The sequence below is a fragment of the Bacillus sp. FSL R12-0074 genome, from assembly GCF_038005725.1.
In the GTDB taxonomy this organism is placed as follows: Bacteria; Bacillota; Bacilli; order Bacillales; family Bacillaceae_G; genus Bacillus_A; species Bacillus_A mycoides.
In genome coordinates, this window is sequence record NZ_JBBOTR010000001.1 from 1,377,673 (window position 1) to 1,393,606 (window position 15,934).

Annotated in this window: 13 protein-coding genes and 2 pseudogenes; 14 read left to right on the plus strand and 1 reads right to left on the minus strand. The window is 35.5% G+C overall.

Translation table 11 applies throughout. From position 1 onward, the window contains the following. The first annotated feature begins 46 nt into the window (after nt 1–46). Nucleotides 47–649 carry a histidine phosphatase family protein gene (locus tag NSS97_RS07135; protein WP_002188882.1) on the plus strand — a complete coding sequence of 201 codons (603 nt, stop codon included), beginning with the start codon at nt 47–49 and terminating at the stop codon, nt 647–649. Nucleotides 650–709: 60 nt separating this feature from the next. Here the strand turns inward: NSS97_RS07135 and NSS97_RS07140 are convergent, their stop codons facing one another. Beyond that, nucleotides 710–1,288, minus strand: a complete 579-nt coding sequence (locus NSS97_RS07140) for a GNAT family N-acetyltransferase (RefSeq protein WP_341112044.1) — start codon at nt 1,286–1,288, stop codon at nt 710–712. Nucleotides 1,289–1,549: 261 nt separating this feature from the next. Between NSS97_RS07140 and NSS97_RS07145 the strand changes: the two genes are divergently transcribed. The 13 genes and pseudogenes from NSS97_RS07145 (at nt 1,550) to NSS97_RS07205 (ending at nt 15,817) form a co-directional block, all read left to right on the plus strand. Beyond that, entirely contained in the window at nt 1,550–1,744 is a 195-nt protein-coding gene (locus tag NSS97_RS07145) for a hypothetical protein (protein ID WP_002011514.1), read from the plus strand. 25 nt (nt 1,745–1,769) lie between these two features. After that, entirely contained in the window at nt 1,770–2,087 is a 318-nt protein-coding gene (locus NSS97_RS07150) for a hypothetical protein (RefSeq protein WP_044437902.1), read from the plus strand. Between the two features lie 481 nt (nt 2,088–2,568). Beyond that, nucleotides 2,569–2,928 carry a class Ib ribonucleoside-diphosphate reductase assembly flavoprotein NrdI gene (gene nrdI, locus NSS97_RS07155; RefSeq protein ID WP_000959445.1) on the plus strand — a complete coding sequence of 120 codons (360 nt, stop codon included), beginning with the start codon at nt 2,569–2,571 and terminating at the stop codon, nt 2,926–2,928. Next, a pseudogene (locus NSS97_RS07160) lies at nt 2,915–3,613 on the plus strand (ribonucleotide reductase N-terminal alpha domain-containing protein); the annotation flags it as partial. The gene nrdI and the pseudogene NSS97_RS07160, both read left to right, overlap by 14 nt. Before the next feature lie 401 nt (nt 3,614–4,014). Beyond that, nucleotides 4,015–5,400 (plus strand): annotated as a pseudogene (locus NSS97_RS07165) (ribonucleoside-diphosphate reductase subunit alpha); the annotation flags it as partial. 94 nt (nt 5,401–5,494) lie between these two features. Further along, on the plus strand, nt 5,495–6,463 hold the full coding sequence (gene nrdF, locus NSS97_RS07170) for a class 1b ribonucleoside-diphosphate reductase subunit beta (RefSeq protein WP_002011508.1): 969 nt from the start codon (nt 5,495–5,497) through the stop codon (nt 6,461–6,463). Between the two features lie 424 nt (nt 6,464–6,887). Then, nucleotides 6,888–8,237, plus strand: coding sequence for an APC family permease (locus tag NSS97_RS07175; protein ID WP_002126196.1), 1,350 nt, complete (start codon nt 6,888–6,890; stop codon nt 8,235–8,237). A 182-nt stretch (nt 8,238–8,419) separates the two neighbouring features. Beyond that, nucleotides 8,420–9,700, plus strand: coding sequence for a Glu/Leu/Phe/Val family dehydrogenase (locus NSS97_RS07180; RefSeq protein WP_002126199.1), 1,281 nt, complete (start codon nt 8,420–8,422; stop codon nt 9,698–9,700). Nucleotides 9,701–9,718: 18 nt separating this feature from the next. After that, nucleotides 9,719–10,009 (plus strand): SAV0927 family protein, encoded by a 291-nt coding sequence (locus NSS97_RS07185; RefSeq protein WP_000762559.1) that lies wholly within the window; start codon nt 9,719–9,721, stop codon nt 10,007–10,009. Nucleotides 10,010–10,036: 27 nt separating this feature from the next. Then, nucleotides 10,037–10,285, plus strand: coding sequence for a hypothetical protein (locus NSS97_RS07190; protein ID WP_002011502.1), 249 nt, complete (start codon nt 10,037–10,039; stop codon nt 10,283–10,285). A 144-nt stretch (nt 10,286–10,429) separates the two neighbouring features. Beyond that, on the plus strand, nt 10,430–12,559 hold the full coding sequence (locus NSS97_RS07195; RefSeq protein WP_016119865.1) for a sigma 54-interacting transcriptional regulator: 2,130 nt from the start codon (nt 10,430–10,432) through the stop codon (nt 12,557–12,559). Nucleotides 12,560–12,949: 390 nt separating this feature from the next. Beyond that, a complete protein-coding gene (locus NSS97_RS07200; protein WP_044437906.1) occupies nt 12,950–14,443 on the plus strand; it encodes an aldehyde dehydrogenase family protein in 1,494 nt (497 codons plus the stop codon). Beyond that, on the plus strand, nt 14,444–15,817 hold the full coding sequence (locus NSS97_RS07205) for a putrescine aminotransferase (protein ID WP_078175602.1): 1,374 nt from the start codon (nt 14,444–14,446) through the stop codon (nt 15,815–15,817). Nucleotides 15,818–15,934 lie beyond the last annotated feature (117 nt).

Consider the following 15,934-nt stretch of genomic DNA (forward strand, 5'->3'; position numbering starts at 1 on the left):
ATAGTACGTAATATAGTTCGTAAGTGATGAATCGGGAGTGGAAAGAATGCGAATTTCTTTTATTCGTCATGGTCGTTTGGACAGTACTATAGAGCCAATGACAATTATTTCATTTCGTGAATGGATGAAGCAATATGATTTAGGGACTACAGTAAAAGAAACTCCTATACCAATTGAAACAATTGAGGCGATTGAATCAGCGAAACTGGTTGTAACGAGTGATCAAAGGCGCGCTGTACAGTCAGCGGCTGAGTTATTGGATTCCCTATCTTTTGTGCAAAATCCTCTTTTTAGGGAAGCTGAAGTTCCAACGAGTTTTTATGCTCCAAAATGGTTGAAATGTAAACCGAATGTATGGATGTTTATTGGACGTACACGATGGATAGTTGGTTATAGTAAAGAGGTTGAGTCTTATAAGGAAGTACGAGAAAGAGCAAGGCAAGCCGCTAATATGTTGCACCGCTATGCGCTCGTACATGGACATATTGCCCTTGTAGGTCATAGTTATTTTAATGCAATGATTGGGACTGAACTGAGGGCAATGGGGTGGTCTGGTTCGCCTATTTTTCATAGGAAGCCATGGGGATGTACAACGTATACATTTCATGAGGCGATGGATGGAAATGTATTAAATACAAAATTAATTTAAAAGAGGCTGTCCCTTTGGCAGCCTCTTTCTCTACATAACAAGTAAAAAAGAATTGTCCTTTTAAGATATAGAAACCAATGACCGTAATGGTTTTATTAGATGGGCATACGGTTCACCGACGAGCATAACGGTTTTATCTTCTTTGTAACCAAGTTTTTCATATAGTGAAAAAGCGCGTTTGTTTTCTAAATTAACAAGTAAGGCGATTTTTTCATGCCCTTTTTCAGTTGCATGAAGTTCAGCTGCATCGATTAATTTAGAGCCAATAAAACGTCCACTGTACATACTTGAAACTGACAACGTGTCAATATAATACTCATCAAGTTCAGATTCTTTTTCTAACGTAATGGATTCGTCTTCATGTAGTTCTCTTAAGTAGTGTATGATTGGTGCATCAAGTTGTTCAGCGTCACTACCGTGATAAACGACAATAACCCCAACTACCTTTCCACCTTGTTCAGCCACTAAACAGTTTTCATAGCTCAATCGATTATTTTCTTTTACGAACCATGTTTCAAGTCCTAGTATTACTTTTGCTTCAACTGTGCTACCTGTGATTTTTTCAGCAATCTCGTGCAGAGCGTTATACAATAAAGGTGCTACTTCTACCGCATCTGTCTTTTTTGCTTTCCGAATCATAGTATCCCTCCTAGTTCTAAATGTATATTGTAGCATAAAATAAAATATCAAACAGTGATTTGGAACTTTGTTATACAGGGCATCAAAAAGTTTGATATAGAGAAGTAGCTATGTTAGTATATGATATTTAGTGCGAATATAATAAAGTGATATAGATATAAAAATAATGAAAGTGAATTACATAATAGTAACGGGATAATTTTACCGTTGTCGACCTATAGAAGATGCGATAGAATAAAATATTGCAGAGAGGTGAAATACATGGATAAACAATTAGCAAATACAATTTTGGATCAGCTGAAAAATGATGAAATAAAGGAGTATGTTGCGACGAAAGATGTATTTTATACGTTCAGAGAAGTTGTTGTAAATCGAGAAGATTTTAAGCATATTATCGGGAACGCACAGCGCGGTGGACAGGTAATTTATACATATTCAGAAACACCACGTTCATAAATAGAAGATAAAGGAGAGGAGAATTATGGGAGATTTTAAACAAGGCATATTGCCACATTGGGATTACATGTGGAAAGATAGAGCTGGGAATAGGTTTATGGGAATGGTTATGTATCCAGAGAAACGAAAATGTTCAGCAAAAATGCTTCAGAAAATAAAAAGAGCATATGAGCAAGCAATAGAAATTAAAGTAACTGTACAAGTTCAACATACATATCAGTACGTAGAAGGAATGATCGTATACTTTGATGAAGAAGCTCCTGTATGTACAATGCTCGATAAAGATGAGAATCCACATCATATATTTGTAAGAGATATTTTGCGTATTGAGCAGCCTGAATGATTTTTTTCATAAATAAATTGAAGTTCCATAATAATAATAATCTTTTTCTATAATAGTTATCTTTTAGTATGTAACGAGGAACGAAAGAGTATGTATAAATATTTAATAAAGTAAAATTGATAAATGTAATCGTTTTTTGGAACAGATTATCGTTTAAGGTCTGTTCTTTTTTGCGTGATGCTGGAGAAATATATTACTCCAGCATTTACTGTTTTATGACAAAAAATATTGTTAACTTTTTTTAAAATAAGGTTAAATTCGTTGACAACTTTTTTGAAAAGCACTTTATTGACATGAGTTTTAGAATGTTGTTTCATAGTCTTTGTATTGAAAAAAATCGACGGTCATGTCGAAAAGTAAAAGTTAAAAAAAGAAAGAATTTATACATATATCTTGTGTCTTATTTTGAAACGTAATACAATATATAGAGAAATCAAGAAACGACATACAGAGAATATAGATCGGAGAGGGAGGGTCGGAAATGTTAGTTGCATATGATTCTATGACAGGAAACGTGAAGCGTTTCATTCACAAATTAAATATGCCGGCCGTTCAAATTGATGAAGCTCTAGTATTAGATGAAGACTTTATTCTTATTACGTATACAACAGGTTTTGGAAATGTACCGGAACGTGTTTTAGACTTTTTAGAACGCAATAATGAAAAATTAAAAGGCGTATCTGCAAGTGGCAATCGTAATTGGGGAGACATGTTTGGTGCAAGTGCTGACAAAATCTCTACTAAATATGAAGTGCCTATTGTATCAAAATTTGAGTTATCTGGAACAAATAATGATGTAGAATATTTTAAAGAAAGGGTGCGGGAGATTGCGACACATTGAACTGAATAATGAAATCACGCAAATGCAGGACGGTTTTTATCAGCTTCATAAAGATAAAGAGGCATTAGAAGTCTTTATGGAAGAAGCTAGAGAGAATACCGTTCATTTTAATAGCGTGGCAGAGCGAATGGAGTATATGAAAGAACATGATTACTATTACAACGTTCTGGACGAGTATAGCTTGGAGGAAGTAGAAGGAGTTTATAACATCGCTTATGGTGAAAACTTCGAGTTCCAATCTTATATGGCAGCATCTAAGTTCTATAAAGATTATGCGTTAAAAACGAATGATCAAAAACAATACTTAGAAAGCTATGAAGATCGTGTAGCAATTGTGTCATTATACTTAGGACGCGGTGATGTTGCGAAGGCAAAACACTTCGCAAGCATGATTGTAAAACAAAACTACCAACCAGCGACACCAACCTTTTTAAATGCGGGACGAAGCAGAAGAGGAGAAATGGTGTCTTGTTTCTTGTTAGAGATGGATGATAGCTTAAATTCAATCGGCTTTAACATTAATACTGCAATGCAATTATCGAAAATCGGTGGTGGAGTAGCTTTAAACTTATCTAAGCTACGTGCACGTGGTGAGCAAATTAAAGGTATTGATAACGCCGCAAGTGGTGTAGTACCTGTTATGAAATTACTTGAAGATTCGTTTTCGTATGCGAATCAGTTGGGTTAACTTTATGGCTCAACTATAAAACCAGGTCAATTGCTGGAACGCCTGAGTATATCAAGGTAGGATACTACGAAGAAATTACGTAGCGAACCCTGAAAATCCAAGATTGCAGGAAATCAGCAGCCGAGCTCCTAAATTTATTAGATAAGGAGAAGGTTCAACGACCAAGTGGCTATGTAGGTGACTAAGTAGCTCGAACCTGGCTTCTCAAAACAACCAAATTCAAAGGGTGTATACAGTTATTATAGTTTATGCCATATTCATGTGCATCAAACATATGATAAATGGTTAAATGAAGAATTTGGCGAGAAGAAGATATGGTCTGAACTCTATAGCGATATAGAGAGGATAGCAGAAATGACTATCCCCCATACGTTTTGACGATATGGAGTAACAATATGCAACGAAAAGGTGCAGGTGCAGTATACTTAAACATTTTCCATTGGGATATTATTGAATTCCTTGATACTAAAAAAATCAATGCCGATGAGAAGAGCCGTATTCAGTCTCTATCAATCGGAATTATCGTTCCAAGTAAGTTCTTTGAACTTGCTGAGAAAAACGAACCTTTCCATGTTTTCGCGCCTTATACAGTATTTAAAGAGTACGGAAAACATTTAGATGATATAGATATCGACGAAATGTACGATGAATTAATGGGCAATCCGAAAGTGAAGAAGAAACCATTAGATATTAGTGCGCGTGATATGCTGATTAAAATTGCTATGATTCAGCTTGAGTCTGGTTACCCATACTTAATGTTTAAATCAAATGCAAATAACCAGCATCCACTGAAGGATATTGGAACTGTGAAGATGTCGAACTTATGTACAGAAATCTTCCAACTACAAGAAACTTCTGAAATAAATGATTACGGTACAGAAGACATTATCCGTCGTGATATTAACTGTAACTTAGGATCGTTAAATATCGTAAACGTAATGGAAAATAAAGAAATTCGTGAAGCAGTTCATGCGGGAATGGAAGCTTTAACAGCTGTTTCTGATATGACGATCATTCCGAATGCCCCAACTGTGAAAAAAGCAAATGATGAGCTTCATTCAGTTGGACTTGGAGCAATGAACTTACACGGATATTTAGCAAAAAATAAAATCTCTTATGAAAGTGCAGAAGCGAAAGAATTCGCTCGTACATTCTTTATGATGTTAAATTACTACTCGATTGAGAAAAGTATGGAAATCGCTAAAGAAAAAGGCGAGACATTTAAAGACTTCGATAAGTCTGATTATGCAAACGGCACATACTTTGCAAAGTATGAAACGACAGATTACAGCCCAGTAACTGAAAAAGTTCAGCAATTATTTGAAGGAATTCATATTCCAACAAAAGAAGATTGGACAAGTTTAAAAGAGCAAGTACAGAAGAATGGTTTATACAACTCATATCGTCTTGCAATCGCTCCGACACAATCGATCAGTTACGTTCAAAATGCAACTTCAAGCGTAATGCCGATCGTAAATCAAATTGAATCAAGAACATATGCGAATGCGACAACATATTATCCAATGCCGTATTTATCAAAAGATACGTTCTGGTACTATAAATCTTCTTATGATATGAATCAGTTTAAATTAATTGATTTAATCGCAGAAGTTCAAGAACATATTGACCAAGGAATTAGTACAATTCTTTATGTTAATAGTGATATTTCAACACGTGAGTTAGCACGTTACTACATTTATGCACATAAAAAAGGCTTGAAGAGTCTTTATTATACGAGAACACGTAAATTAAGCGTGGAAGAGTGCGTGGCTTGTACCGTTTAATATAAAAAATGAGACATTATGAGCAGGGTTTTTCTGAACCCTGCTCATGCTTAGTTATCAATTTTTTATGTTTATTTAGAGAAGGGGCGATTTAATGCGTGCGGTAAACTGGAACAAAAAAGAAGATGATTTTAGTTTAATGTTTTGGAAGCAAAACATCGCTCAGTTTTGGACAGAAGAAGAAATCGCAGTGTCTTCTGACAAAAATACTTGGGCACAATTATCAAAAGAAGAGCAAATTGCTTATAAGCGTGTATTAGGTGGTTTAACACTTTTAGATACGAAACAAGGTGGCGAAGGGATGCCACTTGTACTTGTTCATCTTGAAAATTTACAAGCGAAAAGTGTATTAGCTTTCATGGGCGCTATGGAAGAAGTACATGCGAAGAGTTACAGCCATATTTTCACAACGTTAGCTACTGAAGAAGAAATTGATGATATTTTTGAATGGGTAGATAACCATCCATTACTTGAGAAAAAAGCTGGTATTGTTACTAGTTACTATCGTCGCTTATTAAAGCCTGAAGTAACGAAAAAAGAGTTATACATGGCAATGGTAGCAAGTGTGTTCTTAGAAAGTTACTTATTCTATAGTGGATTCTTCTATCCACTTTACTTAGCGGGTCAAGGGAAATTGACGGCAAGTGGTGAGATTATTAACCTAATAATTCGTGACGAGTCAATTCACGGCGTATTCGTTGGTATTTTAGCACAACAAATCTTCACAGAACTTTCTGCAGAAGAGCAACAAGAAGTACAAACGGAAACGCAAGAGTTATTAATGGAACTGTATGAAATTGAATTGGCATATACAGAAGAAATTTACACTTCTATCGGTCTTGTAGAGGATGTAAATCGTTTCGTTCGTTACAATGCGAATAAAGGACTTATGAACTTAGGACTTGAGCCGAAGTTTGAGGAAGAAGAAATTAACCCAATCGTTTTAAATGGTTTACGTACAGATACGAAAAACCATGACTTCTTCTCTGTAAAAGGAAATGGTTACGTAAAAGCAACGAATGTTGAAAAGTTAGCAGACGATGACTTCGTATTCAATTTTTAATATAGTGTTATAGAAAAAGCTGTCTTTATAGAAAAGACAGCTTTTTTGCTATGAATAGTTTACATAATGTTATTATTTCATGGAAATATTTTAATCTTGTAAAAGCCCAATTTTTGAGGAAGTGGGAATCAAGAAAAAACACGGATTAAGGTTTTATTTTCATATTTAGTCGTATGAGAGATTGAATAACTTATGTCAAAATGAATAAAAAATGAGAAGAAATGAGGTCTAATTCCACCTATACGTTCTTTTTAATATTGAATTTTTAAACTCTAGAAATTTTGGCTTGAAAATTGCATGAATATTTAAAAAGTAACAAAAAGGGAGGTAATACTCGGTGTGATATATAGTTATTTGAAAACGCTTCCTTTTGATTGTCGATTTTTAAATGGAAATTAGATAGAGAAAGTAGGAGGAATGATAGGTGGGGAAAGTAGTTGGTTTAAAACGTTCATTAGGGCTTTGGTCAATTGTTATGCTAGGGGTCGGGTATATGACACCGATGGTTGGGTTTGACACATTTGGAATCGTTTCTGAAAAAACGGGTGGTCATGTTCCAGGAGCTTATCTTATTGCATTAGCGGGGATGTTGTTTACCGCTGCAAGCTACGGAAAAATGGTAAAGGCTTTTCCTACCGCAGGATCTGCTTATACGTATACACAGAAGACAATTAGTGCAAGGCTTGGGTTTCTTGTTGGATGGTCCGCGTTATTGGATTATTTGTTTCTACCAATGGTGAACGCACTATTAACGAGAATTTATATGTCAGCATTTTTCCCAAGTGTTCCTAGTTGGGTATGGGTCATTGGCTTTGTTCTCCTGGTTACATTAATAAATATGATTAGCGTAAATGTTACTGCTAATTTCAATACGTTCTTAGTAATATTTCAAGTGTTAGTAATGGCCGTATTTGTTTTTCTAGTTATAAAAGGCTTATTAGCGGGAGAGGGAACAGGAGAAGTTTTTTCCATTCAGCCGTTTTTTCAATCAGATATACAAATATCACCGTTAGTTGCAGGTGCAACAATTCTTTGTTTCTCATTTTTAGGTTTTGATGCAGTAACTACATTTTCAGAAGAGACACCAAACGCCAAAAAAACAATTCCTCGAGCTATTTTTCTTACTGCTTTAATCGGCGGAGTTTTATTCATTACTACAACGTATTTTACACAATCTATTTTTCCAGATACATCTGTATTTAAAAATCAAGAGTCAGCATCCCCAGAAATTGCGCTATATGTTGGCGGGAAATTATTTCAAGCTTTCTTTTTAGTAGGAACCCTTATGGGGACACTTGCGTCTGGTTTAGCTTCTCATACAAGTGTATCTCGATTATTATACGTAATGGGGCGAGATAATGTAATTCCGAAGAAAATATTCGGATACATTCATCCTCGCTGGAGAACCCCAGTATATAATATTATTTTTGTAGGAATTATTTCGCTCTTCGCTATATTCATTGATTTAGAAACAGCAGCATCTCTTATTAACTTTGGAGCGCTTATTGCATTTACATTTGTTAATTTGTCTGTAATTTCTTACTATATAATCAAGAAAAAAAGATATAAGACGATAAAAGATTTCTTAAATTACTTAGTTATGCCTATTTTGGGTGCTGCTACTGTAGCCGTACTATGGTTTAATCTCAATATCCATTCACTTATTTTGGGACTTTGCTGGGCTGCTATTGGAATTGGGTACCTTCTATATGTTACAAATATGTTCCGTTCAGCTCCTCCGCAAATGCATTTTGAAGAAGCACAGGAAATATAAAAAGAAAAAGGCATCGGATAAGTTCCGATGTCTTTTTTTATATTTGATAATCATGCAGCATTGCATAAGTCACTCAAAGATTCATAAGTAAAGGGGATGACACGATATGATTAACGTAGTATTTTCACTTGGCACGATTATTGCTTTGTACAATTAGTAAAAGTATAAAGAGGGGTGTTATCGTGCCGATTCAATCAGAAAAACATACAAATACAGTTGAAGTTGAAAATCCTTTAGAGGAATTTCAAGCTATATTAAAAGAGGCGCTTCATTTTTTAAGTTATCCAGACGAAGTATTCGAATTTCTGAAAAAACCAATGCGTTTTTTAGAAGTAAGCATTCCTGTTCGAATGGATGATGGAACAACAAAGGTATTTCAAGGGTATCGCGCTCAGCATAACGACGCAGCAGGGCCAACAAAAGGTGGTATTAGATTTCATCCAGATGTTACGGCAGAAGAAGTAAAAGCACTTGCTGGCTGGATGAGCTTGAAATGTGGAGTGACAGGACTGCCATATGGAGGCGCAAAGGGCGGGATTATTTGTAATCCACAGGAGTTGAGTTTTAGAGAACTAGAGTTACTGAGTCGTGGGTATGTAAGAGCAGTAAGTCAAATTGTGGGGCCGACGAAAGATATTCCAGCACCTGATATGTATACAAATGCGCAAATTATGGCTTGGATGCTAGATGAATATGACCATATCAGGGAGTTTGACTCTCCAGGCTTTATAACCGGGAAGCCATTAATGCTAGGAGGATCACAAGGGCGGGAAACAGCAACGTCTAAAGGTGTATTGTATACACTTCAGTTAGTAAGTGAGTTAAAACAAATTCCGCTACAAAATATGCGAGTTATTATTCAAGGGTTTGGGAATGTTGGAGGTTATTTGGCAAAATATTTATATGATATTGGTGTGAAAGTAGTCGGGGTATCAGATGCTATAGGAGGAATTTATAATCCAGACGGTCTAGATGTTCCTTATTTACTAGAAAACAGAGATTCTTTCGGTGTAGTATCGAATCTCTTTAGTAAAACAATTTCTAATCAGGAGTTGTTAGAAAAAGAATGTGATGTACTCATTCCGGCGGCAATTGGAGGAGTCATTACAAAACATAATGCAGGAAAGCTTGGATGTAAGATTATCATTGAGGCTGCAAATGGACCAACAACAAAAGAGGCGATAACCATGTTAGAAGAAAAGGGAATTTTGGTTGTTCCAGATATTTTAGCAAACTCTGGTGGCGTGATTGTTTCATATTTTGAATGGTGTCAAAATAACCAAGGATATTACTGGACGGAGCAATATGTTGATCAATGTTTAAAGGAGAAAATTACATCTAGTTTTTCTAACGTACTTGATACTTCTAAACGCTTTGGAGTAAATATGAAAATTGCTGCCTATATGGAAGGGGTTCGCAAGATTGTAGAAGCATCGCGCCTAAGAGGTTGGTTGCATTTTTAACCTAAAGGGAGGGCTAAAATGAAACTGGATATTTTATTAGAAGAAGTGGAGAGACAACAAATCGGTTATTACTGTATTGTGTCGAATAGTCATCGTTACGATATAGCTGTTACGTATTCGCAACAGTTTCTTGGAAAAGCAATGGTTACCTCAATTCAAAATGGGAGAATGGTTTTATTAAGCCAAGAAGATATTGGAGAGGAACAATATTGGGCAACAAGGCTAGGCATTGAGGTAGAGGACATAGAAGAGTTTCAAAGCTTTTTCTATATGATTCTTCAGTCACAAAGGTTAGAAGAACAATATTAATAGAATAAAAGAAAGGGATGATTGATTATGTATTATGATATTATTACGAGTCCGTGTTATGGAATAATTGAAAAAGTGTCTATCGATAAGGATTCTCGAATTTATGAATGGGAGCCATTATTCGCTATTAAAGATATGAATGGTAAACTGGAAGTAATTAAGATGGGATGTAGTGGAGAAGTTCAATCTTTAGAAGTAGAAGCGGGAGATAAAGTAATTCCAGGTATGGTATTGGCTTATATTCAAGAAGATCTTTTCGTTAGTGGTAGTGATTAATGATAGAACTATGGGGAAGATGGAGGCACTCATCTTCCTTTTTTTATTAAATAAAGAAAGAAATGTTTTATTTTCGGATTAATTAAAAAAATCTGTATTTAATGATACAATACAAATTAAATAGTTCAAAGGAGGAATAGCAGAATGTTTTCCATCGCTCATACAAAAATTAGACCCATAGTTTCTCTACCTATCGATCAATCTGAAAAGGAATGGAATATAGATGTTAAAAATATAAAAGAATCGTTTCTATTTTTAAAAAGAGGAGAGAAATTATTTGCATACGTTCATGTGAAGGATCTGCTATCAAATAGTAAGGAATTAACTTCTAAGCTATTACTTTCAAATGCTGTTTCACTAGATACAATATGTCATCTTAGTAAAGATATTTCTTTAACAGCTCTTTTTCAAATTATTGGAGCGCCGATTGCCATAGTAAAAAATGAAGTGGATGAGCTAACAGGATATATAAGAAGAGAGGATGTTTTTGCAGAACTATTTAAACAAGAAAATCAGAGTGTTGATATATTGAAAATTATTTTAACGTCTATTCCAATGGGGATTTTTGTAGTAGATCGAGAAAAGAAAATTGTAAATTGTAATGAATCTGGTTTGAAGATGATTAAATCGACTCCTGAAAAAGTTATGAATGTACCAGCAGAACTGATTTTTAATGGAGAACACATTAATAACGTATTTACAAAGGGAAAAACGATCTTGAATCAATTACAAATCACAAATGAGATGGGTGTATTAGTTGACTATAGTCCGATTCCAAACTTTGATCAAAGTATTGAAGGAATGGTTATTATTGTGCAAGATTTGCCGATGGTCGAGGACATGGCGATGGAAATTGAATATATAAAGGATTTAAATAAAGATTTACATGCAATTTTGTCTAGCATTTATGATGAAATATTAGTTGTTAATCATAAAGGGGAATTAATTCGTTATAGTGAAACTGTTATCAATGATTTTTGGGGGAGTAATTTGAAGGACTTGTTAGGAAAAAATCTTTTAGACCTAGAAAAGAAAGGATTATTTAGTCCATCGGTTACGCGATTAGTGTTGGAAAAACAAAAAAAGGTATCAGTTGTACAAGAAACAAAAAGCGGAAGAAAAATATTAGCAGTTGGAAACCCTGTATTTAATGAAAACGGAGAGCTTCATCGTATTATTATTGCCTCCAGGGATATTACCGAAGCAACGAGATTGAAGACGGAATTACATGAAATAAAGAAGATATCAGAGCAATATAAGAAGGAGTTAGATGACTTTAAAAATAAAGATCGTTTTCTTAAGAAGCTTATTTACTGTAGTCCGAAAATGGAGCAAATTATTAACCAAGCTAAAAAAATAGCAGATTTTTCTTCCAATGTTCTTATTTCTGGAGAATCTGGCGTCGGAAAAGAAGTAATTGCTCAGGCAATTCATCAACTTGGAAACCGATCTTCAAAGCCATTTTTAAAATTAAATTGTGGTGCAATTCCAGAAACTTTGCTAGAAAGTGAACTATTTGGTTATACGAAAGGTGCTTTTACAGGAGCCGATAAAAATGGAAAAGAAGGATATTTTAAGCGAGCTGATCAAGGTATTTTATTTTTAGATGAAATTGGAGAAATGCCTTTACATTTGCAAGTAAAATTGCTTAGAGTCCTGCAGGAACAAGAAGTAATTCCTATTGGAAGTACAACACCTATGAAAATAAATGTACAAATTATTGCTGCTACAAATAAGAGCCTTGAAAAGATGGTCGAATCTGGAACATTCCGTGAAGATTTATTTTATCGCCTCAATGTAATTCCACTGCGAGTTCCTTCTTTACGAGAGCGAATGGAAGATGTTCCGGTACTTGCCTTTCATTTCTTACAACAGTTAAATGAAAAATATAATAAAAATTATCATTTAACTCCAGATGCACTTAATTTACTAGAGTTCTATTCATGGCCAGGAAATGTCCGTGAATTACAAAATATGATTGAACGTTTAGTAGTATCAGCAGACGATCCAGTAATTGAAGCGGAGTTTGTTAGTAAGTTTTTAACACCCGGTTATGACTTTAATAAATCAAAACCAGTTATTACAAGAGTATTACCATTACAAGAAGCACTACATTCTGTAGAAGAACAATTGATTTTGCTTGCAATGAAGCAGTATAAAACAACGACTAAGGCTGCAAAAGCTCTTGGAATCAGCCAATCTTCAGTGAGTCGTAAATATCAAAAGATTGTTAGTGAAAAAGAGATAGCGGCTGATATCATCTCATATTCCTAAAAAAGGAGAAGGTCACATAGACTTCTCCTTTTTGTGTGCGCTCAGCATGTACATATTCTCTGGGATTCAAGTCCCGAGTGGTGAAGGCGGTAGCGGAAATGATTAAAGTTTCACTTTATGCAAAATGGAATAGTGTATGCGGAAATGCATAAAATGTTTGTTGTTTTTAAGAAAATAGTCAGTTTATCCCGATATTTGTGGGCAGTAAAACTCCCACCTCAAAATCCAGTTGGAGCAAAGAAGTTAGGTGGAAGCCCTGCTGTCCGTAAACGCCCGATTGGTGAGGGCTAATTAAAGTTTCACTTTATGTATGATTCCTTTGGATTTTAAATATTGGCATGAAAATTGCTTATAAATATATAAACGATCGATGAAGGGGGATTCAATATAGTGCTAGATTTAAAAATGTATGTAAACGGTGAATGGAGAGAGTCTAGTAATCAAGAGAAAAGAACGATTATTAACCCTGCGAATGGCAAGGGTATAGCATATGCACCTGAGGGAACGATTGAGGATGCAAAATACGCGATAGAAGTGGCAAGAACGGCTTTCGATAGCGGAATTTGGTCAGCAACATCCACTGCTGAAAGGGCATCATATTTATTTAAAATAGCAGATGAAATTGATAAAAATATGGAAGAATTAGTATACCTTGAAACAATGGATAATGGAAAAACATACCGTGAGGCAGAAGGAGATATTGGAGATGCAGCGGCTTGTTTTCGCTATTATGCCGGATTGATTACAAAGCCAGATGGTCAAACATATCATGTAGCCGATCCGATGCAAGCGATGGTTGTAAGAGAGCCAGTTGGTGTTTGTGGATTAATTGTTCCATGGAATTATCCGCTATTGATGAGTGTATGGAAAATTGCACCTGCTTTAGCGGCTGGAAATACAATTGTGTTTAAACCTTCTGAAGTGACACCAATCACTGCAACAAAGCTATTCGAAATCCTTGAAAAAGTAGGGCTACCAAAAGGTGTTGCCAATATGGTAATGGGGGCCGGTCCAATAGTAGGAAATGAAATTGCAGCGAGTAATAAAGTGGACATGATTTCCTTTACAGGTGGAACAAAAACAGGTAAGCACATTATGAGAACAGCGGCAGATAATATGAAAAAGATTTCGTTAGAACTTGGAGGGAAATCTCCAAATATTATTTTTGCAGATGCAGATTTTGGGACCGCTATTGATTATGCTCTATTCGGTATTTATGCAGGTAGCGGACAAGTATGTTCAGCAGGATCAAGAATCCTTGTAGAAGAAAAGATTTATGATAAATTTGTTAATAGTTTTGTAGAGCGAGCACAGCAAATTAACGTTGGACCTGGTGATAATCCAGAATCAGAAATGGGGCCACTTGTAAGTCAAGAACATATGGAAAAAGTATTACGCTATATTGAAATTGGGAAAGACGAAGGTGCAAACGTTGCTTGCGGAGGTAGACGAATAATGGAGGATGGAAAAGGTGATGGTTTCTTTATTGAACCAACAGTCTTTGTCAATGTAAAACCTGATATGCGCATTGTCCAGGAAGAAATCTTCGGTCCTGTTGTAGTAATTCAAAAGTTTAAAGACGAACAGGAAGCAATTGAGTTGGCAAACGGTACAGACTATGGTTTGGCTGGAGGAGTATTTACAGTCGATGGTGCAAAAGCAATGCGTGTGATTCGCAAACTTCGCGCAGGAATTACGTGGATTAATAGTTATCATCCAACATACAATGAGGCACCTTGGGGCGGATATAAGCAAAGTGGTATAGGTCGTAGTCTAGGAACGTTTGGGTTAGAAGAATTTCAAGAAATTAAGCAGATTAATATAAATCTAGAAGTAGAACCAATAGGTTGGTTTACAAATAAAAAAAATGTAGGAGTGAATTAGATGGAAACGAACGTGAAAAATAAATTGAATGAGAAAGAATCGAATGTAAATGAGTATATTACGAAAGTACTACAGTTAATTGAAAAAGAAAAGGTTACTGAAGAAGAGGCAAACTGGATTCAAAAAGAAACAGTAGACGGATTTAGAGAGCATGTAAACCCTGGTTTTCTTGCTTATAGAAAAACAGTAACAAAAGATGGACAATTTGCAGCAGTAGAGTGGTCAGATGAAGGATCTTGTTTCATGGATATTAACGGTAAAAGATATATTGACTGTTTAGGTGGATTTGGAATTTATAATGTTGGTCACCGTAATCCGAAAGTGGTAAAAGCTGTGACAGATCAATTAAAACGTCAAGCATTGCACAGTCAGGATTTACTGGATCCACTTCGAGCAATGCTTGCAAAGATTTTAGCGGATATTACACCTGGTGATTTGAAATACGCCTTCTTTACAAACAGTGGTACAGAAAGTGTGGAGGCAGCACTAAAACTAGCAAAAATGTATAGTGAACGAACAACGTTCATTGCTACAACGCGTGCTTTCCATGGTAAGAGCCTTGGTGCTTTATCTGGGACGGCAAAAGGAATGTTCCGTAAGCCATTTTTACCATTAATTCCGGGTTTCCGTCATGTTCCGTTTGGCGATATTGATATGATGAGAAAAACATTTGAGACATGTGCATTAGTGGGAGAAGATGTTGCAGCAGTTATTTTAGAACCAATTCAAGGAGAGGGCGGTATTATTTTACCTCCAGAAAATTATTTGAAACAAGTACGAGAGCTTTGTGATGAGTTTGGATCACTCCTTATCTTTGATGAAGTACAAACTGGAATGGGACGTACAGGAAAAATGTTTGCTGCAGAATTATATGATGTCGTGCCGGATATTATTTGTCTTGCGAAGGCGTTTGGTGGAGGTGTAATGCCAGCGGGAGCTATTGTTGCGAAAGAAACAGTATTCAAAAGTTGGTTTGAAAATCCATTTATGCACACAACAACATTTGGAGGAAATCCACTTGCATGTGCTGCTGCAATTGCAACAATCCATGTTTTATTGGAAGAGAAATTACCGGAACGAGCGATGGAAGTTGGGGAGTATTTCTTAAAAGGATTGAAACAAGCAGCAGAAGGACACGAAGATAAAATCTTTGAAATTCGTGGTCAAGGTTTAATGATTGGGATTGAATTCCATAAAGACGAGATTGGTTATGAAGTGTCAAAGGCGATGTTTGATCAAGGAATTCTTGTTGCGGGAACATTAATTAATTCAAAAACTATTCGTATTGAACCATCCCTTACAATTAGTTATGAAGAAGTAGATACAGTTATTAATACGTTTAAATCTGTGCTAACTCAAGTAAAAGTAAAATAAATTTTGTATAAGGTTATATGTGAATTCAAACGATTGAAACTATAATTAGAATAGATTTACCTGTATGTTATTACAGGAAGGCAGTGTAACGAAAAGTTACACTGCCTTTTTATTACA

What these genes read in the sequence shown, in the direction of transcription:
- NSS97_RS07135 (WP_002188882.1), top strand. Translation starts at nt 47, where the DNA reads ATGCGAATTTCTTTTATTCGTCATGGTCGTTTGGACAGTACTATAGAG.
- NSS97_RS07140 (WP_341112044.1), bottom strand. Translation starts at nt 1,288, where the DNA reads ATGATTCGGAAAGCAAAAAAGACAGATGCGGTAGAAGTAGCACCTTTA.
- NSS97_RS07145 (WP_002011514.1), top strand. Translation starts at nt 1,550, where the DNA reads ATGGATAAACAATTAGCAAATACAATTTTGGATCAGCTGAAAAATGAT.
- NSS97_RS07150 (WP_044437902.1), top strand. Translation starts at nt 1,770, where the DNA reads ATGGGAGATTTTAAACAAGGCATATTGCCACATTGGGATTACATGTGG.
- nrdI (WP_000959445.1), top strand. Translation starts at nt 2,569, where the DNA reads ATGTTAGTTGCATATGATTCTATGACAGGAAACGTGAAGCGTTTCATT.
- nrdF (WP_002011508.1), top strand. Translation starts at nt 5,495, where the DNA reads ATGCGTGCGGTAAACTGGAACAAAAAAGAAGATGATTTTAGTTTAATG.
- NSS97_RS07185 (WP_000762559.1), top strand. Translation starts at nt 9,719, where the DNA reads ATGAAACTGGATATTTTATTAGAAGAAGTGGAGAGACAACAAATCGGT.
- NSS97_RS07190 (WP_002011502.1), top strand. Translation starts at nt 10,037, where the DNA reads ATGTATTATGATATTATTACGAGTCCGTGTTATGGAATAATTGAAAAA.
- NSS97_RS07195 (WP_016119865.1), top strand. Translation starts at nt 10,430, where the DNA reads ATGTTTTCCATCGCTCATACAAAAATTAGACCCATAGTTTCTCTACCT.
- NSS97_RS07205 (WP_078175602.1), top strand. Translation starts at nt 14,444, where the DNA reads ATGGAAACGAACGTGAAAAATAAATTGAATGAGAAAGAATCGAATGTA.